Origin of the sequence: Ciceribacter azotifigens, from assembly GCF_048159625.1 — a bacterium.
In the GTDB taxonomy this organism is placed as follows: domain Bacteria; phylum Pseudomonadota; class Alphaproteobacteria; order Rhizobiales; family Rhizobiaceae; genus Allorhizobium; species Allorhizobium azotifigens.
Map to the genome: position 1 here is coordinate 89,900 of NZ_JBLQTA010000012.1, position 20,161 is coordinate 110,060.

General features: G+C 61.8%; 22 protein-coding genes. 2 read left to right on the plus strand and 20 right to left on the minus strand.

Annotated elements, in window-relative coordinates; translation table 11 throughout:
• The 5 genes from ACM6UT_RS16745 to ACM6UT_RS16765 all read right to left on the minus strand — a co-directional run bounded on the left by ACM6UT_RS16745 (position 1) and on the right by ACM6UT_RS16765 (position 4,082).
• The gene (locus ACM6UT_RS16745) at positions 1-135 is read right to left on the minus strand and encodes a hypothetical protein (protein WP_416798481.1); all 135 of its coding nucleotides are present in this window, start codon (positions 133-135) and stop codon (positions 1-3) included.
• Between the two features lie 8 nt (positions 136-143).
• A complete protein-coding gene (locus tag ACM6UT_RS16750) occupies positions 144-707 on the minus strand; it encodes a PQQ-dependent catabolism-associated CXXCW motif protein (RefSeq protein WP_416798482.1) in 564 nt (187 codons plus the stop codon).
• A 29-nt stretch (positions 708-736) separates the two neighbouring features.
• Positions 737-1,588, minus strand: coding sequence for a substrate-binding domain-containing protein (locus ACM6UT_RS16755; RefSeq protein WP_416798483.1), 852 nt, complete (start codon positions 1,586-1,588; stop codon positions 737-739).
• Between the two features lies 1 nt (position 1,589).
• A complete protein-coding gene (locus ACM6UT_RS16760; RefSeq protein WP_416798484.1) occupies positions 1,590-2,114 on the minus strand; it encodes a c-type cytochrome, methanol metabolism-related in 525 nt (174 codons plus the stop codon).
• Positions 2,115-2,270: 156 nt separating this feature from the next.
• Positions 2,271-4,082 carry a methanol/ethanol family PQQ-dependent dehydrogenase gene (locus tag ACM6UT_RS16765; protein WP_416798485.1) on the minus strand — a complete coding sequence of 604 codons (1,812 nt, stop codon included), beginning with the start codon at positions 4,080-4,082 and terminating at the stop codon, positions 2,271-2,273.
• A gap of 480 nt (positions 4,083-4,562) precedes the next feature.
• On the opposite strand from ACM6UT_RS16765, the gene ACM6UT_RS16770 reads away from it, so the two are divergent.
• The gene (locus ACM6UT_RS16770) at positions 4,563-4,916 is read left to right on the plus strand and encodes a hypothetical protein (RefSeq protein ID WP_416798486.1); all 354 of its coding nucleotides are present in this window, start codon (positions 4,563-4,565) and stop codon (positions 4,914-4,916) included.
• 12 nt (positions 4,917-4,928) lie between these two features.
• Here the strand turns inward: ACM6UT_RS16770 and ACM6UT_RS16775 are convergent, their stop codons facing one another.
• From ACM6UT_RS16775 to ACM6UT_RS16845, 15 genes are all read right to left on the minus strand, one after another.
• Entirely contained in the window at positions 4,929-5,774 is an 846-nt protein-coding gene (locus tag ACM6UT_RS16775) for a quinoprotein dehydrogenase-associated SoxYZ-like carrier (RefSeq protein WP_416798487.1), read from the minus strand.
• A gap of 117 nt (positions 5,775-5,891) precedes the next feature.
• Entirely contained in the window at positions 5,892-6,845 is a 954-nt protein-coding gene (locus ACM6UT_RS16780) for a quinoprotein relay system zinc metallohydrolase 2 (protein ID WP_416798488.1), read from the minus strand.
• An 11-nt stretch (positions 6,846-6,856) separates the two neighbouring features.
• A complete protein-coding gene (locus tag ACM6UT_RS16785; RefSeq protein WP_416798489.1) occupies positions 6,857-7,600 on the minus strand; it encodes an ABC transporter ATP-binding protein in 744 nt (247 codons plus the stop codon).
• The gene (locus ACM6UT_RS16790) at positions 7,566-8,384 is read right to left on the minus strand and encodes an ABC transporter permease (protein ID WP_416798490.1); all 819 of its coding nucleotides are present in this window, start codon (positions 8,382-8,384) and stop codon (positions 7,566-7,568) included. Before ACM6UT_RS16790 ends, ACM6UT_RS16785 begins: the two co-directional genes overlap by 35 nt.
• Entirely contained in the window at positions 8,381-9,367 is a 987-nt protein-coding gene (locus ACM6UT_RS16795) for an ABC transporter substrate-binding protein (RefSeq protein ID WP_416798491.1), read from the minus strand. Before ACM6UT_RS16795 ends, ACM6UT_RS16790 begins: the two co-directional genes overlap by 4 nt.
• Before the next feature lie 46 nt (positions 9,368-9,413).
• A complete protein-coding gene (locus tag ACM6UT_RS16800) occupies positions 9,414-9,623 on the minus strand; it encodes a hypothetical protein (RefSeq protein WP_416798492.1) in 210 nt (69 codons plus the stop codon).
• Positions 9,624-9,814: 191 nt separating this feature from the next.
• Entirely contained in the window at positions 9,815-10,372 is a 558-nt protein-coding gene (locus tag ACM6UT_RS16805) for a thioredoxin family protein (protein WP_416798493.1), read from the minus strand.
• A 30-nt stretch (positions 10,373-10,402) separates the two neighbouring features.
• A complete protein-coding gene (rpe, locus tag ACM6UT_RS16810; RefSeq protein WP_416798494.1) occupies positions 10,403-11,092 on the minus strand; it encodes a ribulose-phosphate 3-epimerase in 690 nt (229 codons plus the stop codon).
• The gene (gene cbbX / locus ACM6UT_RS16815) at positions 11,089-12,030 is read right to left on the minus strand and encodes a CbbX protein (RefSeq protein ID WP_416798495.1); all 942 of its coding nucleotides are present in this window, start codon (positions 12,028-12,030) and stop codon (positions 11,089-11,091) included. Before cbbX ends, rpe begins: the two co-directional genes overlap by 4 nt.
• Complete coding sequence (locus tag ACM6UT_RS16820; RefSeq protein ID WP_416798496.1) at positions 12,023-12,442, minus strand: ribulose bisphosphate carboxylase small subunit; 420 nt, start codon at positions 12,440-12,442, stop codon at positions 12,023-12,025. Before ACM6UT_RS16820 ends, cbbX begins: the two co-directional genes overlap by 8 nt.
• Before the next feature lie 10 nt (positions 12,443-12,452).
• The gene (locus ACM6UT_RS16825; protein WP_416798497.1) at positions 12,453-13,913 is read right to left on the minus strand and encodes a form I ribulose bisphosphate carboxylase large subunit; all 1,461 of its coding nucleotides are present in this window, start codon (positions 13,911-13,913) and stop codon (positions 12,453-12,455) included.
• 36 nt (positions 13,914-13,949) lie between these two features.
• A complete protein-coding gene (fba, locus tag ACM6UT_RS16830; protein WP_416798498.1) occupies positions 13,950-15,029 on the minus strand; it encodes a class II fructose-bisphosphate aldolase in 1,080 nt (359 codons plus the stop codon).
• 62 nt (positions 15,030-15,091) lie between these two features.
• Positions 15,092-17,101 carry a transketolase gene (gene tkt / locus ACM6UT_RS16835; protein ID WP_416798499.1) on the minus strand — a complete coding sequence of 670 codons (2,010 nt, stop codon included), beginning with the start codon at positions 17,099-17,101 and terminating at the stop codon, positions 15,092-15,094.
• 10 nt (positions 17,102-17,111) lie between these two features.
• Positions 17,112-17,984 (minus strand): phosphoribulokinase, encoded by an 873-nt coding sequence (locus ACM6UT_RS16840; RefSeq protein WP_416798500.1) that lies wholly within the window; start codon positions 17,982-17,984, stop codon positions 17,112-17,114.
• Between the two features lie 15 nt (positions 17,985-17,999).
• Positions 18,000-19,049, minus strand: a complete 1,050-nt coding sequence (locus tag ACM6UT_RS16845) for a class 1 fructose-bisphosphatase (RefSeq protein WP_416798501.1) — start codon at positions 19,047-19,049, stop codon at positions 18,000-18,002.
• A gap of 119 nt (positions 19,050-19,168) precedes the next feature.
• Here ACM6UT_RS16845 and ACM6UT_RS16850 point away from each other — a divergent pair, with 119 nt between their 5' ends.
• Positions 19,169-20,107 carry a LysR family transcriptional regulator gene (locus tag ACM6UT_RS16850; protein ID WP_416798502.1) on the plus strand — a complete coding sequence of 313 codons (939 nt, stop codon included), beginning with the start codon at positions 19,169-19,171 and terminating at the stop codon, positions 20,105-20,107.
• Positions 20,108-20,161: the final 54 nt, after the last annotated feature.

Here is a 20,161-nt window from a genome sequence, read left to right on the forward strand (position 1 = left end):
TTATTTCTTCAACTGTGCCGGGAAATACCGCGACATTTCCATGCCCGCGGCGACAGTGCACATGGTCGGTTTCGTCCAGGTTTTCTTCATCAACTCCTCCTTCTCTTTAAGACCGAAAATGGTCTTGCTGGGCATCATACGCCTCATCGGCGTAAGATCTCGGGTTGCAGGGGCACCGCCTTTTCGACCGGCTGCCCGGCGGCGATCCATCCGTCCGTTCCATGCGGGTACCAGAGAACCTGCCGGTACCCCCATTCAACTGCGCGCCTTGCGGCGTTCCAGGACATCCAGCACTTTTCCTGGCAATAGAAGAGCAGTACCTTCTGACGATTGCGGCCGGCGAGCCTTTCCAGGTTGGTGCGGAAAAACGCTTCCATCTCCTCGTTGAGCACGCCGTAGCCGACATTTGCGAGCCACACACTGCCGGGAATGTCCTCTCTTACCTTGTCCTTCCAGACCGTCCCCGCCGGAAGCTCCGGCGGCTTCGGCGTATGGGGCAGAACGTCGATGAAGACTGCCACATGCTCTTTCCAGAGCGTCACGACTTCCGGCGTGTCGACGACCCGGGCGCCGTTCAGAGTGTCTGGCACTTCGGCACGGTAGTTCTCCGTCCTGTACCCCGACGGCTCCGGGACCGGCCCTGCGACGGCATCCATCGCCGGTAGGAGGACAGTCGCTGCGGCTAGTGCAAGTTCGCGCATTCGCATGGCCGTCGCGTGCTCCTCCCCGTGTCCGCCTACTCGGTAATCGGCCGACTGTTCTCGTCCACCAGCGGAACGTTGTAGTCCAGCAGTATCCGGTTGATCTCCTTCTGATTTTCTCGAATGACCTTGTTCAAGGTCCGCTTCCACTCCTGGTCCGAAGGCCGAACGCCCATGGTGATGCGATAGGACATGTGATCCGGCTTTTCCTTCAGAAGAGGCACGACGACGAGGTCGCTGCCGACCTGCTTCGCGTAGTAGCCTGCCATCGGCCCCCAGAGGATCGCCACCTCGATCTTGCCGGCCTCCATCTCCTTGAGCATCACCTCGGCCATGGAGGGAGCAAAACGCGTATCGACCATCAACGGATAGGGTTTGACGGTCCGCATAAGGCCTAAGCGCGCAAGCGTCGCCGCGGGCGGCGTGCCGGCAACAATCCCGATCTTCTTGCCTGCAAGCCGCGGATCGGACAGCGTGTCGATACCATCCAGGCCATCGCCCTTCCGATGCACGATCACATAGGTCGACTTATAGTAAGCATTGGTGTTCTGCACGAGCTCATCGCCTTGCGCATATCCTATGACGACATCACAGAGATTGGCGCGCAGCGTGTTGCGCACGAAGCCCGTCGCCATCGGATACCAGGTATAGGCGACGGATTTCCGACCGGTCTTTGCCGCGACGAGTTCCGCCAGCTTGTTTTCAAAGCCGCCGCCGCTTTCATCGCTGAACGGCATGTCTGACGGATCGGCGCAGACACGCAGTATGTCGGGATCGACCAGTTCTCCCGCCGCGCCGAGCCCAGCGCCCTGGGAGAAGCCCGAAACCGGCAACGCCAGAATTGCCATTGCCGCGACAACGCTCGAACGAAAGATGCCTCTTGCCATGTCATCCACCCATGCAGGACGTTTCGTGGTCCTTTGCGGCCTGCGGCTTCTCCTCTTTCTTGGCGGGACGACCTCTCGGCAGATCGCCGACGGCCCTTGCCCGAAGGTAGACGTAGATGTCGTCGAGATAGCAGTAGACGTTCTTATTGTTGCCAAAGGATGGCATCACGCTCTCCTTGCCTGCAGCCAGGTTCTTTCTCCCCTCGGCGACGATCTGGAGGAACTCTCCGTAAGTCAGAACTTTCAGGGAATCGGCAAGAACGGGCGCGAATGACGAACCGGCACCGTCCGCGCCGTGGCAGACAAAGCACTCCGAATTGAACCGCCGGTAGCCGCTGTAGGTGTACCAGTCGACGGTACCGTCTTCGGCGATCTTGAAGGTCGGCGACCCTTCAGCGTCGAAATACTTCCCATCCTCGTTGGTGACGGCCGCCGCGGCGGCCTTGTCGTCGGCGAAGGCCGAAGGCACGCCCGCCGGAAGCAGCAACGCGAGCACAAGCGGAACATACTTGAAGGTAGAAGGCATAGGCACCTCGTGTTCGGCTCCGGCGGCAAGCCAGCGCCGCCACCCGAAGACCTGGAAAAGTCGTGAAGTCGAGAGACGATGAACCCGGTCCGCGGTCGGGCGACCGGGTTCATCCTGCTCAGGAGGTCATTCGAAGTTATGTCTCGCGTCCTCGGCTTACTTGCCGGGCAGCGCGAACACCGTCAGCTGGCCACCAAGGGTCGTGTAATCGGAAAGGCCGGCATAGCCGCCGACGGCACCGAGGCCGTCCGTTCCCTTCGTCAGACCCGCAGCAAGACCGATGCCGGCCCAGCCGCCCACGCCGGACAGTACAGCTATGTACTGCTTGCCGCCATGTTCGTAGGTGGTGACGTTACCGATGATGCCCGAGGGTGTCTTGAACTTGTAGAGTTCGTTACCCTGCAGGTCGACCGCCTTGATATAGCCTTCGAGTGTGCCATAGAACACGACATCACCAGCGGTGGCGAGTGCTCCCGACCAGACCGAGAACTGTTCCGGCTTTGACCAGACGATCTCGCCCTTTCCGGCATCCCAGGCGATGAAGTTACCCATGCCGCCATGACTGTTCGGCGCCGGATACATGGAAAGCGTCGCCCCGATATAGGGCTGGCCTGCCGTGTAACTGACCCGGTACGGTTCGTAGTCCATGCAGACATGGTTGGTCGGGATGTAGAACAGCTTGGTCTTCGGCGAATAGGCCGCCGGCTGCTGGTCTTTCGTACCGAGAGCCGCCGGGCAAACGCCGGTGGTGTTCACGTCCTCACCGTTCTTGTGGGTGGAATATTTGTCCACCACGATCGGCCGGCCGTAGTCGGGGCTGTTCTTGTCCATGACCACTTCCGTGGCCCAGTTGACCGCCGGATCGTACTTCTTGGCCACCAACAGTTCGCCGGTCGCGCGGTCAAGCGTGTAGGCGAAACCGTTGCGGTCCGGATGGAACAGGATATCCCGTGGCTTGCCGTCGATCTCGACGCCGTCGGCCAGGATCATTTCGTTGACACCGTCATAGTCCCACTCGTCATGGGGCGTCATCTGGTAGAGCCACTTGGCGACACCGGTGTCGGCATCACGCGCCATGATGGTCATCGACCAGCGGTTGTCACCCGGACGTTGACTCGGGTTCCACGTCGAAGGATTGCCCGTCCCGTAGAAGATCAGGTTGAGCTTGGGATCATAGGAGTACCAGCCCCAGGTGGTTCCGCCACCGATCTTCCACTGATCGCCTTCCCACGTTTTCGTGCTCGAGCTGGCACCGACCGGCTTTCCAAGATGGGTGGTCTTTTCCGGGTCGATGAGCATTTCCTCGTCGGAACCCATCGAATAGGCCCGCCAGGCGAGAGAGCCGTCCTTGATGTTGTAGGCCGTCAGGTGACCGCGAACGCCGAACTCGCCGCCGGAAATGCCGACGACGACCTTGTCCTTGACCACCATCGGGGCAGACGTGCCGGATTCCCCGGTGCTGCCGTCGGCGGTCGAGCCGTTCTTGACCGACCAGACGGGCTCGCCCGTCTTTGCGTCGAGCGCCACGAGCGTGGTGTCTGCCTGATAGAGGAAGATCTTCCCATCAGCATAGGCGACGCCACGGTTCACCGTGTCGCAGCACATGATCGGAATGACGTTCGAGTCCTGTTTAGGAGTATACTTCCAGAGAATCTTGCCGTCGTTGTTCAGGTCGAGAGCAAAGACCGTATTCGGAAACGGCGTATGAACGTACATCACGTCGCCGATGATGAGCGGACCTCCTTCATGTCCGCGAAGAACGCCGGTCGAGAAGCTCCAGGCGACCTGGAGATCCTTCACGTTGTCCTTGTTGATCTGGTCGAGTTGCGAGTATCGCGTATTGGCATAATCCCCGGTCTGGATCACCCAGTTTTTCGAATCGGACATCATGCCTTGAAGATCGTCATTCGCCGCGGCTCCTCCAGCCAGGGCAAACGACAGAGCAGTGGTGGCCAGAGCCACGTTCATTACAGTTCTTGCAGGTTTCCGTGCACGCATATCGAGTCCTCCCTAAGTCCAAAACGGACGAGCTCGGCGGTATCCGCCTCGGAAGGCCTCACCGCGCCATCAGCTCACGTAAATGGGAAGTATTTCCGGCAGCGTGTCACGACCGAAGCCAAGGCGAGCGGAGGGCACCGTTACCGCCCACCCCGCTTTGGCCTGCGAAGACTGTCACCACTCCCTTGACGGCAACGTCCTTGAAGCCGGAAACAAGGAGACGATAGGTTATCGAAATCAAATGCGCAAGCGGTTTGTGAATTAATGTCTACTGCAGTGCAATATATCTATTCCGCGATGCAGTATACCATGGATTTTAACTGGTTTATTCGCGAAAGGAACGAGGGTGGCTGTAAGCTTGCCCGACAAATGCTTTTAGCGTTTGCCATCCATCGAATTCTACTGCTATTCTTTTTTACACTTTACTGCTCTGCAGCATGAGGACACCCCATGAACGCGCCAGATGTCATTCGAGCTTCGATTTTCGCAATTGTCGTCGCGACCGGCTCGACCGCGGCAGCAATGGGGGCCGCCGGGTATCCGACGCCAACAGTCGCCGAATATGTCTACGGTTGCATGAAGGCAAACGGCGAGAACCGCGAGATGCTTGATCGCTGCTCCTGCTCCATCGACGTCATCGCCTCCATCATTCCCTACGAACACTATGTGACAGCAGAGACGTTCAAGGGCATGGGCCTCGTCGCCGGTGAAAAGGGTACGCTCTTCCGCGAGACGGCGCCCGCCAAGGCCGCTATGACCGAACTGAAGCGGGCGCAGGCAGAGGCCGACATCCGCTGTTTCTAGCCTCCGGAATGTTCAGGCGGGATCAAGCGGCCAGTGCCCCTTGAACACTTGGCCCTCCGTGTCGGTCGCCTCGACTTTGATCTCCTCGCCCGGCTTCGCCGCAAACTGGAAGCGGAAGTTCGGATCTTCAGAGATCGAAATGCCGCCCTCCATCTTCAGGATCAGTCTGTCCCCTTGCGAAATCGTCAGGTCGTGAACGAAATGCGCGGGGATGTAATACCGGGTGATCTGATCCATCTGCAGGCCTGAATTGTTCGGGTGGCGGATCATCAGCTGTACATCCGCCGCCTTCGAGAAGTCGGCGCCGCCCGATTGGGGCGGGAATATCCGGAGCTTCATCTTGCCGAGCGAGGCCATCGCCTCGTCCTGGTTCTTGCTCGCCGGAGCGCCACAGCCGCCAGAAGCCTTGACGAAAGCTTGCGTCATGTAAAGCTTACCGTCTTCCGTTTCCGCTATCGCCCGCACGTAAGAGTATGAGTCGACGCGGATGCGGGTCGCAAGGTGCGTGATGCCAGCATCCTTGCCGAAGGTGAAGGTGGCGGCGACGGGAGACGGATTCTCGTCGATCACGAGAGTCACCGCCTTGATCGCTGCGCTCCCGGTTCGGCCCGAGAAATGCAGGTCGATCGGCACGATGGCCGCGTCCTCGGCCCGTGCCGGCGCGTCGATCGTGACGATGCCGTCGGCCGCCTCTATCGCCCGGTCTCCGAAGATGTCCGCCTTGAGAGTGTCCCATGTCGCGGTCGAGACGGGCGATTGTGCCCGCGCCGGCACATTGCCGGCTACACAGAGCGATAGGACGAAGAACACCGTGGCGACCTGGCGTCGCGTCAGCAAGTCAGAACCATGTTCAGTCATGTCTGCCTCCACCACAAAAACTGGCGGTGCCCGGCAACGCCGATAATACCACCAGCGCCCACCTGGTGGCAAATCACCGTTCTGCAAACGGCTCGGCGGCCCGCGCAGCCGCGACTGCTACTCCCATTCCAGCTCCGCAAAGGCGGCCGTGGCATTACGAAGGTGATGCTCGTCGAATAGCCTCCACCGACCGCGCTCTTCCGGGGCAATCCCGTCGACCGCCTCGGCCATCGGTACGCCGCCGGCAATGGCTTTACGGACGTCCCTGACGACCGCCTCGAAATAGCGTCGCTCGTCCTGTAGTGCGTCCGGCCATTTTGCCGCCACCGGCCCGTGTCCCGGTACAGCTTGGTCTGCACCGATCGCGGCAAGGGGCTGAAGCTGCTCGATCCAGCCACGGATGGAGCCGTCAAGCGTCGGCAGATGTTCCATGAAGCAGAGATCGCCGGCAAAGAGTGTCCGCGTCGCCCCGTCAAAGACGGTGAGGTCGTTGTCCGTGTGCGCCGGCTTCCAGGCCTTGAGGACCAGGGATCTGCCACCGAGCTCAAGTTCTCGCTCGGTCTCCACCAGCACGTCTGGCGGCACGATACGGATGTCCCGCATGAGATCACGCCCCATCGCCTCCCGGTAGCTCGACAAATAGAACGCCCCCCGGTTGGCGAGCGCCCTCGGCAAATTCCGATGGCCGACGATCTGAGTCCCGATGTCCGCAAACGCCGTGTTTCCGAAAATATGGTCGGGATGCATATGAGTGTTGACCAGATAGCGGATCGGTCGGTCGGTGACGGCGCGCACCGCCGCGATCAGCGCACGCCCCTCGACGACGCTTCCACCACTGTCGACCACCGCGACGGCATCATTTCCGACGACAAACCCGACATTGCAGATCTCCCCCTGATTGGAGGCGTCCATCAATTCGTGCTTGCCGCCGAAGACGTAAATGCCTTCCGCGACCTCACGCATCGGCAGGACCGTTCCGGCCGCATCAAGTCGCGCGGCGGGCAGAAACGGCGACAGACCGAGAAAGAGCCCCGTCCTGAGGACCCTTCGCCGGTTGGGCAGTTTCGCCATTGGTCCGCTCCTCACCTATAATCGGGGAACTTCTCCCGAAACGAACGCAACAGGTCACTTCTGACCTGTTCACCGCGCATCTCCCTCGGAATACGGACCAGGAACACCCCGGCGACCCGCGAGGGACGAGACGAGAGAACAATGATCCGATCTGCGAGCAGGATCGCTTCCTGCAAGTTATGGGTTACCATCAGCGTCGTCATCGGCCGCTCCGACCACGCCGCCGCCAGCATGTAACGCAGCTGGTTCGCGGTAGCCTCGTCGAGGGAGACAAAGGGTTCGTCCAACACCAGCAGATCCGGCTCGATCGCCAGTGCCCGCGCGATCGCCGCCCGCCGGGCAAGGCCGAGGGAAAGCTCGCCCGGAAAGAACGACCGCATCGTCGAAAGGCCGAGCAGGGAGAACAACTGATCGAGATTCTTGTCGCGCAGCGCCTTGGGCAGTGCGAGCCGCACGTTCGTCTCGACCGTCCGCCAGGGGAGTAGCAGGGGTTCCTGGAACACGACACCCACGCGCGGATCCCCGGCGCGAGGCAAGCGAATGCTGCCCTCAAAGTCGCGGTCGAGGCCCAGCAGCACCCTGAGTGTGGTGGTCTTTCCGCAGCCGGAGGGGCCGATCACGCAGGCGAATTCGTTCTCCTCCACCTCGATGTGCAGGTCGCGCAGCACCTCCAGCGTCTCACCGGAGGCGGCACGGAATGTCTTTCGCTGTATGTCGATCTCAAGCCGTGCGCCGGCGCCAACGGATGGATGCATGTTCAATGGGCTGTACCACCACCAATTCGATGAAGAGCATGACGGCGACGAAGGCCAGCGTGTAAGCGAGAATCGTCGCGACGTCGAAAAGCTGGAAATAGAGGTTGATCTGGAAGCCGACCCCATCCGAGCGTCCCAGCAGTTCGACGACGAGGACGATCTTCCAGATCAGCGAGATGCCCGAACGCCCGGCGGCGGCGAGATAGGGCTGCAACTGCGGAAGCAGGACGTGTCGAAACCGGTCGAATGCACTGAAGCGGTATACTTGCGCCATCTCCGAATAGCGCAGGTCGAGCGCGCGCGTTCCCTCGCGCATGGTGACGATAACATTCGGAATCTTGTTGACCGCAACGGCGCCGATCGCAGCCGCCTCGGTGAGGCCGAACCAGATATAGGCAAGGACGATGATGACCAGCGCCGGAATATTGAGGAAGAGGATCACCCAGGGCTGGAGGAACTCGTCGACCCGTCGGTGGCCGCCGAGATAGATGCCGATCGCCGATCCGATCACCATCGCGAGTGAAAAGGAAGCCACGACCCGCCAGAGCGTGATGCCGAGATGGTGAGGCAGTTCACCGGTTTCCATCTCGCGCAGAAACGCCGCCATGACGTCGGCCGGAAGCGGCAGCGACCGGCTCGGCCAGATCGTTGCAGTCAGATGCCAGACGAGGACAAGGCTCGCGAAGGAGATCACGACCGTCATCATCGGGGCGCCGAAGCCGCGGCGCCGGCCTGCCGTGCGCCCCGACGAGGAAGCTGTCGCCCCGTCCGGCACCATCGTCATTTCGCTCTCCAGTACGTGCCGGGCATCAGTGTCTTCGACGAGCCGACGAGCTTCTCTCCGCCGAGGTCCGCAAGGACCGCATAGAGCGCAGCGGCGTCCTTCTCCTCATCTTCGATCGCCCGGTTCGGGATGCCTTCGCGATAGCGATCGCGCAGCACCGTGAGTGCCTGGCCCTCCGCCTTTATGACAGGAGCAAGCCGCACCCATTCTTCATCCGAGCTGCCGAGCAGCACCTTGGCTTCCGTGCTTGCCGCCATGAAACCGGCGACCGCGTCCGGGTGGTCGTTCGCCCAGCCTTCATGGAAAATATAGCCGAGGGCGGATACCGGCCCGGACGCTCCGAGCGCCTCGGCAGCATCGTTCGCACTCACCAGCCGCCGGAAACCGGCAGCTTCCAGTCGGGCACAGTAGTGCCAGAAATTCAGCACGGCATCGAGTTCACCTTGCTGCGCCTTTTCCGCAAGCAGCGGGGGCGCGCCGTATGCGATGTCGTTGTCGGCGGCGAGATCACCGGTCTTCTCTTTCCGGGCAAGTCCCTGCAGGAGCAGCCAGCTCTTGTCGATGGGGCCTCCGGCGACACCGATCTTCTTCCCCTTGAGATCCGCAAGCGTCTTGATCGGCGACGCGGCCGGAACCATCAGGGCGCCGACAGAGGTCGAGTACGGAAACATCGTCAGGTCCTCGCCGGACGCCCGCTGCCTAGAAACCCAAAGCCAGTCTGAGACGATGAAGTCCACCTCGCCGGCCATCAGGGCGACGTTCGTCGCATCCTCGCCGGCGAAAAAGCGGATGTCGACATTCACACCATGCTTTTCGTCGATCTTATGGTGCTTGATGGTGTCGAGTTCCCAGTTCACCGTTCCGAACTTGAGGACGCCGACCCTCACGGTTTCGGTAGCGCTTGCGTCGGCGAATGGAATAAAACCGACGAGCAACAGGGCGCCAAGCAGCCACAGACGGCACCAGCAAAGCATATTCCGCATTCCCCCCTCACCCCTTGTTGTCCAGCAAGTAGACAGACTTCCGTTGCTAGATGTTGATGTCCTGTGAAGGATAGGCGCACCGCCACTTCACGACACGCATGTTTGGATGCTCCTCCGACCATTTCGCGATATGCGTCGGCGCGAGAAACAGGCAATTCAGCAGACCGCCGGAGGCCTCGAAGTGCAAGCTCTGTTCGCGGCATTCGTCAGGCGAAGCTACGAGGCAGATCGTCAGAACAAGATTGATGATATCCATGTCGCACCTTCCGTCCCGACGGCAAACTCCGTCACCTCTCCCGCGGAAGAGGGCCGTCGCCATCACGTCAGATTTCTCACGGTGCCCGGATAAGAAACTGAGACGAAGTTAAAGGCATCCGGTTCCCCCGTCAATTGTCCTACGGGGGCGGTGCCGACCGACCAGGGCCGACCCGAAAGGTCGGCGGCGCCTCACGACGGCGATTTCCATTTTATCGAACAGCCGATCGACGCATGTTGTTCCGCCGGACCGCGCCCGGTCCTCGCGACCTCGAGCATCGCCTCGTAGAGATCGCGGCGCAGGCCTTGATCGACGGCCTCCTTCCGCGACGCATCGAGACGTCCGCGATACTGCAGCTCGCCAGCGGCATTGAAGCCGAAGAAATCCGGTGTGCAGACGGCGCCGTAAGTCCGTGCGACGGATTGGTCCTCGTCGTACAGATAGGGAAAGGGCAGCGCATGCCCGGCGGAGAAGCGCTGCATGTCTTCGAAGGAATCCTCCGGATAGGTGAGCGCGTCATTGGAGTTGATCGCGACGAATCCGATGCCCGCGCCGGCAAGATCGCGCGCGTCGCGGACGATGCGGGCGATCACCGCCTTCACATACGGGCAATGATTGCAGATGAAGGCGACGACGAGCCCTCTCGGGCCTGCGTGATCAAGGATGGACGAAGTGCGGCCATCGACACCGGGCAGTCGCGCATCGACAGCCTTCCAGCCGAAGTCGCAAAGGGGAGCGGTCGCAGCCATTTTGCCTCCTCACAAAGTATCGAGATTTGATCAGGCGGCTTTCTGCCCGAGCGCTGCATCCGCAGTGGCCCGGATCACACTAATATTCTCCCGATACGCCTCCTTGTCACCCCCCTTAAAGACCGCCGAGCCGGCCACCAGTACGTCAGCGCCGGCCGCCGCCACCAGTGGAGCGGTCGCAGGCGTAACCCCGCCATCGATCTCGATGTGGATCGGCCGGTTGCCGATCATCGCCCGCACACGACGCACCTTCTCGACCACCGCCGGAATGAAGGCCTGGCCGCCGAAACCGGGATTGACCGTCATCAGGAGGATGAGATCGACGCGGTCGAGCACGTATTCGATGACGCTTTCGGGCGTGGACGGGTTCAGCGAAACACCGGCCTTCTTCCCGAGCGCCCTGATCGCCTGCAGTGAGCGGTCGAGATGCGGGCCTGCTTCGGCATGGACGGTGATGACGTCACATCCGGCCTCGGCAAAAGCTTGGAGATACGGATCGGCAGGTGCGATCATCAGATGACAGTCGAACACCGCATCGGTGCGGTCGCGGATCGCCTTGATGACCGGTGGGCCGAAGGTGATGTTCGGCACGAAGTGCCCATCCATGATGTCCAGGTGAATCCAGTCCGCGCCCGCCTGCACGACGGCTTCGACCTCGTCCCCGAGACGGGAGAAGTCGGCCGAAAGCACGGAGGGAGCGATGATCGTCTTCCTCTTCATGATGCCTGTTCCTTCATGCCAGCAACGGCCGCGAGGACACGGCTTGTCCGGATATCTGCCGCTGTGATCGTGGATAATTCCGCAGCGGACGACGGACCGTCCGAGGCATCCAGCAGCCTGTTCGCCTGCCGCAATCGCGCCCGGTCGAGCGCATTGCGGATCGAGCGCGCATTGGCGAAGTGCGGCTGGCGCCGGCGGGCCGTAATGTACTGCGCCATCACCCGGCGTGCTTCCGTGTCCAGACCGTAGTTCTGGTCGGACAACATCATCTCCGCAATCGTCAGCAGCTCGTCATCCGTGTAGTCGGGGAAGTCGATGTGATGAGCGATGCGGGAACGAAATCCCGGATTGCTTTCGAAGAAACGGTCCATCCGGTCCGCATACCCTGCGAGAATCACCACGAGGTCATCGCGCTGGTTTTCCATCACCTGCAGCAGGATCTCGATCGCCTCCTGGCCGTAGTCCCGCTCGTTCTCCTGGCGATAGAGATAGTAGGCCTCGTCGATGAACAGCACGCCACCCATCGCCTTCTTGAGGATCTCCTTGGTCTTTGGCGCGGTATGGCCGATGTACTGGCCGACGAGATCATCGCGCGTTACGGACACCAGGTGCCCCTTGCGGATGTATCCCAGCCGATGCAGGAGATTGGCCATCCGAAGGGCAACGGTCGTCTTGCCGGTGCCTGGATTGCCGGTAAAGCTCATGTGGAGCGTCGGCGTCTCGTGCGCCAGTCCGAGGCGTTTTCGCGCACGTTCCACCAGCAGCAGGGCGGCCGTTTCGCGAATCCGTTGCTTGACCGGGCCAAGACCGACGAGCTCACGATCGAGCTCATCGAGAATGTCTTTGACGCCCGACTGCTGGTATTCGACCTTCAGGTCGACGGCCGTTGGCGGAAGACCGCCATCGGCTGCATTGTCGTTCGGAACAAGGTCAACCATAGCGCTGCCCCGCCGGCCGTTCGGTTGCATAAGGACGGGTCGTGTAGCAAATGACACGTCCGGCGGATTCCTGTCTTTCGAGGCGGAAGCCCGGCTCCTCCGTCGGCCGGTTGACGATGAAGGAGAGCTTCACCGACTCCCATCCATGACCGCTGTCGAACGCGACGAAGCGGATGTAGCGGTCGCCATAGACCTTCCGGCATTCCCGCAGTTCCATCAGGAGTGCCGCCGCGTCCGGATTGTCGAACATCGGGTGCCCCCACATGTCCCAGTAGGTGTTGCGCGGATGCGGGTCGTCGGTGAATTCGAGGCTGATCGCCCAGCCCTTGTCAATGCAGTATTGCGCCTGTTTCGCGATCTGTTCGTCCGTCAGCGGCGGCAGGAAAGAGAAGGCGCCTTGAGTGATGTACATGTCGGTTCTCCTATTCGGCTGCGGTCGCGGTCGGAACGAAGTCCGGCGAGTCCGTCGAGGTGTAGTTGAAGGTGACGTCCTTCCAGACGTCGAGCGCCTGCTGGAGCGGCTGGCAGTGACGCGCGGCGGCTCTCAGGATTTCCGGCCCCTCGCGCAGGATGTCCCGGCCCTCGTTGCGGGCGAGCACCATGCATTCGAGTGCGACACGGTTCGCGGTGGCGCCGGCGGCGATCCCCATAGGGTGGCCGATCGTCCCCCCGCCGAACTGCAGGACGACGTCCTCGCCGAGAAGGTCGAGGAGCTGGTGCATCTGTCCGGCATGGATGCCGCCGGAAGCGACCGGCATCAGCTTGTTGAGCGACGCCCAATGCTGGTCGAAGAAGATGCCGTTCTCAAGCCGCATCGGATTGAAGTCTTCGCGGCAGACGTCGTAGTAGCCGCGCGTCGTTGCCGGGTCGCCCTCGAGCTTTCCGACCACGGTGCCGGCATGGATGTGGTCGACGCCGGCGAGCCGCATCCATTTGGCGATGACGCGGAAGGAGACGCCGTGGCTCTTCTGCCGGGTGTAGGTCGAGTGGCCGGCCCGGTGCAGATGCAGGATCATGTCGTTGCGGCGCGCCCACTTCGCCATCGACTGGATGGCGGTGTAACCGATCACCAAGTCGATCATCACGATGTTCGAACCGAGCTCCTTGGCGAATTCCGCACGCTCATACATGTCCTCCATCGTCGCCGCAGTGACGTTGAGGTACGTTCCCTTGATCTCCCCGGACTCTGCCTGCGCCTTGTTGACCGCCTCCATGCAGTAGAGGAAGCGCTCTCGCCAGTGCATGAAGGGCTGCGAGTTGATGTTCTCGTCGTCCTTGGTGAAGTCGAGCCCGCCCTTGAGCGCTTCGTAGACGACGCGACCGTAATTGCGGCCGGAAAGACCGAGCTTCGGCTTGACCGTCGCGCCGAGCAACGGCCGCCCGAACTTGTCGAGCCGCTCCCGTTCGACAACGATGCCGGTCGCCGGACCCTGGAACGTCTTCACATAGGCGACCGGGAAACGCATGTCCTCCAGACGCAGTGCCTTCAGCGGCTTGAACCCGAAGACGTTGCCGATGATCGACGCGCTGAGATTGGCGATGGAGCCCGGCTCGAAGAGGTCGAGGTCGTAGGCGATGTAGGCGAAATACTGGCCTTCGCCGTTTGGCACGGGATCGACACGGTAAGCCTTGCCGCGATACTTCTCGCTTGCCGTCAGTCGGTCCGTCCAGACGACCGTCCAGGTGGCGGTCGAGGACTCGCCGGCAACCGCGGCAGCCGCCTCGATCGGATCCACCCCGTCCTGCGGCGTTATACGAAAGACCGCGATGATGTCGGTGTCCTTGGGCTCGTAGTCGGGCTCCCAGTACCCCATCTTCTTGTATTCCATGACTCCGGATTTGTAGCGTTCCTTACCGGTAACCGTTTCTGACCTGTGCGGCATGATAGCCTCCTTTCCGGTTTGAATTCTGGGACTGCACTAGGCAGCCTTGGCAGTAGCGATGCGCGGGTCGAGTGCCCCGCTTGCGTAGCGGCGCGCCATGTCGTCGAGCCCGACCACCTTGATGCGAGAGGCGTTCCCGGCTGTCCCGAAACGCTCGAAACGGTCGCGGCAGAGCTTGCGCATCGCGTCCATCGCCGGTTTCAGGAACTTGCGGGGATCGAATTCCTCGGGATGTTCCATGGCGATCCGCCGGAACTGCCCGGTCATGGCCATGCGGCAGTCCGTATCGATGTTGACCTTGCGCACCCCGTGGCGGATGCCGCGCTCGATTTCCTCGACGGGCACGCCATAGGTCTGCGGCATGCTCCCGCCAAAGCGGTTGATGATCTCCTGCAGCTCTTGCGGAACGGAGGACGAGCCATGCATCACGAGATGCGTGTTCGGCAGCTTGCGGTGGATTTCCTCGATCACCCCCATGGCCAGAATGTCGCCATCGGGTGCGCGGGAGAACTTGTATGCGCCGTGAGAAGTCCCGCATGCGATCGCCAGGGCATCGACCCCGGTGCGAGTCACGAAATCGACCGCCTGGTTCGGGTCGGTCAGCAGTTGGTCATGACTGAGAGTGCCGCTTGCGCCGTGCCCGTCCTCTGCCTCCGCCTCGCCGGTCTCGAGCGAGCCGAGCACACCGAGCTCTCCCTCGACCGAGACGCCGACCCAATGGGCCATGCGGGTGACCCGCTCGGTGATCGCGACGTTGTATTCGTAGGATGCAGGCGTCTTTGCATCCGCTTCGAGAGAGCCGTCCATCATCACCGACGTAAAGCCGTGGCGGATCGCGCTCATGCAGGTCGCCTCGTCGCTGCCGTGATCCTGATGCATGCAGACGGGGATTGCGGGGAACATCTCAACGAGCGCGTCGATCATCCGCGCGAGCATCACGTCATGCGCATAGGACCTGGCGCCCTTCGACGCCTGCAGGATCACCGGCGCGTCGCAAGCGGCAGCCGCCTCCATGACCGCAAGCCCCTGTTCCATGTTGTTGATGTTGAAAGCGGGCACGCCGTAGCCGTATTCCGCCGCATGATCGAGCAATTGTCGCAGTGTAATCCTTGCCATGGGTTCGTGATCCTTTTCACGCGAGTTTCAACTGCCGACGCACGCGCCGGCGCGACGATCGGCTAGCGCACCAGCCTGCGAGCCGCCTCCACCGCGGCCTCGGCGGTGATGCCGAAATGACGGTAGAGCTCCGGCGCCGGCGCACTCGCGCCGAAGCCGTTCATCCCGATGAAAGCGCCGGCTTCGCCGATGTAGCGATCCCAGCCGAGGCGGCACGCCGCCTCGATCGCCACGCGGGGCGCCGTCCCGAGCACCGAGCGGCGGTATTCGGGCGTCTGCTCCTCGAAGAGCTCCCAGGAAGGCATCGACACGACGGCGGCGGCAATCCCGTCATCGGCCAGAAGCCGCTCGGCTGCGGCGCAGGCGATCTCGACCTCCGATCCGGTCGCAAGCAGGGTGACGTCCCGCGCCGTTGCCGGCTCCCTCAACACGTAGGCGCCGCGCACAGACAGGGCCGTCAAGCTGTGGCCGAGCCGCAGCATAGGCAGGTTCTGGCGGGACAATACCAGCACGCTCGGCCGGTCCTGTTGCCTCAGTGCGATTTCCCAGCATTCGGCCGTCTCGACGATGTCGCAGGGCCGAAAGACGGTGATATTGGGTGTCGCCCGCAACATCGCGAGATGCTCGATCGGCTGGTGGGTGGGGCCGTCTTCGCCCAACCCGATGGAATCGTGGGTCATCACATAGATGACCTGCTGGCCCATGAGTGCCGAAAGGCGCATGGCCCCGCGGGCGTAATCGGAAAAGACCAGGAAGGTGCCGCCATAGGGGATGAACCCGCCATGGAGCGCCAGGCCGTTCATGGCCGCTGCCATGCCGTGCTCGCGGATGCCGTAGTGGATGTAGCGACCGGAGAAGTCCTTCGCCGTCACATCCTCCATTCCCTTGGTGACCGTCAGGTTGGAATGCGTGAGATCCGCAGAGCCGCCGATCGTCAGGTCCGTGAGGCCATTGACAACGCCAAGCACCATCTCCGAAGCCTTGCGGGTGGCAACCTTGGTCGCTTTCTCGACATGCTCCCGGCGAAAGCCGTCGAGCGCCTCGAACAATGTCTGCGGCAGTTCCTTCCGAATCGTTCGCTGGAACGCCTCGGCCTCCGGCGAGGCTTCGAGCCGCGCTGTCCAACGCCGCCGGGCCTCGCCGCCGCGTTCGGCGACCTCGCTCCAGCGATCGAGTATCGCTTCCGGCACCTCGAAGGGCGCATGCGGCCACTGAAGTGCCTCGCGGGCGGCACCAATCTCGGCCTCGCCGAGCGGCGCGCCGTGGGTCTTCTCCGAACCCTGCAGGTTCGGAGCGCCCTTGCCGATCACCGTTCGGCAGGAGATGAGCGATGGCCGATCGGATTGCCGCGCACGCGCGATCGCCCGTTCAACCGCCTCGAAGTCGTGCCCGTCGACTTCCTGCACATCGAAACCGGCGGCTGTGAAGCGCGCAAGCTGATCCATCGACGTGGAGAGGCTCGTCGGGCCGTCGATCGAGATCGAGTTGTTGTCCCAGAGCACGATCAGACGCGACAGCCGAAGATGACCGGCGAGATCGATCGCCTCGTGGCTGATCCCCTCCTGAAGGCATCCGTCGCCGGCGATCACATAGGTGTAGTGATCGACCAGAGCGTCGCCGAAACGGGCATTGGCGAGGCGTTCGGCGATCGCCATTCCGACGGCAGTCGAGATGCCTTGCCCGAGAGGACCTGTGGTCGTCTCGATGCCTCGGGCATGACCGTATTCCGGATGGCCTGCCGTCCGCGCACCGAGCTGCCGGAAGCGTCTGAGCTCCTCGATGGTCATGTCCGGATAGCCAACGAGATAATGCAGCGCATACTGCAGCATCGAGCCATGCCCCGCCGACAGGACGAAGCGATCGCGATCCGGCCAGTCGGGATGAGCAGGGTCGATCTTGAGAAAGCGGGTAAAGAGAACCGTCGCAACGTCCGCCATGCCCATCGGCATTCCCGGATGACCGGAATTCGCCCGCTGCACACCATCCATGGCCAGCGCACGAACGGCATTCGCCATGTCGCGATCACTCACCTCCAAGGGCTCAAGGCTTGTCTTCATGGCTCGTTCTTGCATGGGTTCCTCCTCAGGATGCGCGATTGCGGCGCTCGATCAGTTGCAGGATGAGCGGCGTCAGGATGAGCTGCATGGCGAGATCGAGCTTGTTGCCGGGCACGACGATCGAATTGGCACGCGACATGAAAGAGTCGTGGATCATCGAAAGCAGATACGGGAAGTCGATTCCCCGCGGCTTCGCGAAGCGGATGACGAGCATCGATTCGTCAGCCGTCGGTATCCAGCGCGCCACGAATGGGTTGGAGGTGTCGACGATCGGTACACGCTGGAAGTTGATATCCGTCTGCGTGAATTGCGGTGTGATGTAGCGTACATAGTCCGGCATCCGCCTCAGGATCACGTCCATGACCGCCTCGGTCGAATAGCCGCGGGTCGCCCGATCCCGGTGGATCTTCTGGATCCATTCGAGGTTGATGACAGGGACGACTCCGATCTTCAGGTCTCCGAAGCGCGCGAGATTGACCTTCTCCGTTACTGCGCAGCCGTGCAGTCCTTCGTAGAAGAGGAGGTCGCTCGGGCCGAACTCCCGCCAGTCCGTGAACGTGCCGGCCGGCGCATTGTATTGGGCGGCCTCCTCGTCGTCGTGGATGTAGGTTCGGGTCCGACCCGAGCCGCGGCGGGAATATTCGTCAAAGACCTGCTCAAGAATTTCGAGCTCGTTCGCCTCGGCGTTGAAGTGGGTGAAGTTGGGATTGCCGTTCGCCTGCTCCTCGGCAACCTTTACTTTCATGGCCTGGCGGTCGTAGCGGTGGAAGGCGTCGCCTTCGATGAAGGCAGCTTCGATGTTCTCCCGACGGAAGATCTGCTCGAAAATCCGCTTCACCGAGGTCGTGCCGGCACCGGAGGAGCCGGTGATCGAGATGATCGGGTGTTTGGTCGACATCCGCATCGCCTCCCGTCAGGCCCTGAACAGGCCGCGATTGTTGAAGAGAGGCGCGCGCTCCCCGATGGAGCTCGGCTCCGTGTGGTAGCGGGCGATCCGGTGCACTTCGCGCGCCGAGCCGAACACCAGCGGCACGCGCTGATGCATGCTCTGCGGCGTCAGATCCATGATCCGGCTGACCGTATCTGTCGCCGCACCACCTGCCTGCTCAATCAGGAAGGCGATCGGATTGGCCTCGTAGACCAGCCGGATCCGGCCCTCGCCGTAGCCCTTGCGTCTATCGCCGGGGTAGAGAAACACGCCGCCACGCATCAGAATGCGATAGGTTTCGGCAACGAGAGAAGCGATCCAGCGCATGTTGAACTCCTTTTCCCGGGGGCCCTCCGCTCCCTTGAGGCAATCATCGACGTAGAGCCGGACGGCCTCGTCCCAGTGCCGATAGTTGGCCGCATTGATCGCAAATTCCTGGGTTCTGGGCGCGAGCACCACGCTCTCATAGGCCTGCATGAAGGTCCCAAGCCGCGAGGAGAAGACGAAGACGTGCGTACCGTTACCGACCGTCAGCACCAGCGCGAGCTGCGGACCGTAGATGAAAAAGCCGGCAGCGAGCTGGGCGCCTCCCGGTTGGAAGAAGGAGGCGTGTCGCTCGCTGACCGGTTCACCGACCACAGGGAGGATCGAGAAGATCGTGCCGATCGAGACGTTTGTGTCGATATTCGAGGAGCCGTCGAGCGGGTCGATCGCCACGGCAATCGGTGCACCCGGATCGAGGACGACGGGGTGTTCCAGTTCTTCCGAACCGTAGAGGCAGACCGGCGCCTGCCGCATCGCCTCGATGAACATGTCGTCGGCATGGACGTCCAGGTCCTTCTGGGCGTCGCCGTCGCTGTTGGAGCGCCCGCGATGCCCGGCGAACGCGCTGCCAAGCGCGCCCTGGTTGATGGTCTTGCGCATGCTTACGGCGGTCAGGGCAAGCTGCCGAACCGTCTGGGAGACCGCGATCCTCAGAGGGTCTTCGCTTGAAATGTAGGAACTCAGAAAGGCGTCTAAGGTCGCCGAAACCATTGTCCTGTCCCTCCCGCCCACTCCTCTTGTCGGGCATGGAGGTATCGAAACAGAGATGTTGCGCTGAGTAAAATTTATTATATTTACGTAGTAGCTAAGAAAAATTAAGTTACCTTGTTATGCGCAATCTAACCCTTAAGAACCTACGGGCCATAGAGGCCGTCTTGAAGCACGGCACGATCGCCGGTGCCGCGAACGCGATCGGTCTGACGCCGTCGGCGATCACCATCCAATTGAAACAGGTCGAAGAGGAGGCGGGCCTGCTCCTCTTCGACCGCACGAATGAGGGACTGCGCCCGACCGCGGCCGGATACGCCTTCGTCGATGCGGCTCGGACCATCGAAGAACGTCTGCGCCTTCTCGATGACGAACTCGATGCCATCAAGGGACTGAGGGCAGGTACCCTGACGCTCGGCTGCGTATCGACGGCGAAGTACTTCGCGCCTCACCTGATGGCGACTTTCAAGAAAGAGCATCCGGACATCTCGATCACGCTTTCGATCGGAAACCGGGCGGAGGTCATCTCGAGCCTCAAGAACCACGAGATCGATATCGCCCTGATGGGGCGCCCCCCGAAGGACCTGCCGCTGAGTTCGTCGATCTTCGGCGACCATCCCCTCGTGATGGTCGCGGCGCCGGATCACCCGCTTGCCGAGAAGCGCGGCATTACCAAGGAAGAGATCGCCCGGGAGCATTTCCTGATTCGCGAACGGGGCTCCGGCACCCGCATCTCACTCGAGATATTCCTGAGCGAAATTCCGGGCAAACTGGACGACCTCGGCACCGAGATGGCCTCGAACGAGACGATCAAGCAAGCCGTGATGGCGGGACTGGGTGTCGCGTTCATATCCGCCCACACGATCGCGATGGAGCTGGAATACGGCAAGCTCACGATGCTCGACGTCATCGGCATGCCGATCCGCCGTCAGTGGTTTTCGGTCATGCGCACGGACAGAACCCTCTCGCCCGCCATGGCGGCGTTCCAGGACTTTCTGCGCCGTCGCGGGGCGCAGTGCCTGCCCTTCTTCGATCGCCTTTATCCGGAAGTCACCGGCTAGCGGGGCTCATACGGCGCACATACAGTCCGAGACCACCTCGCCAGGTGGAACAAA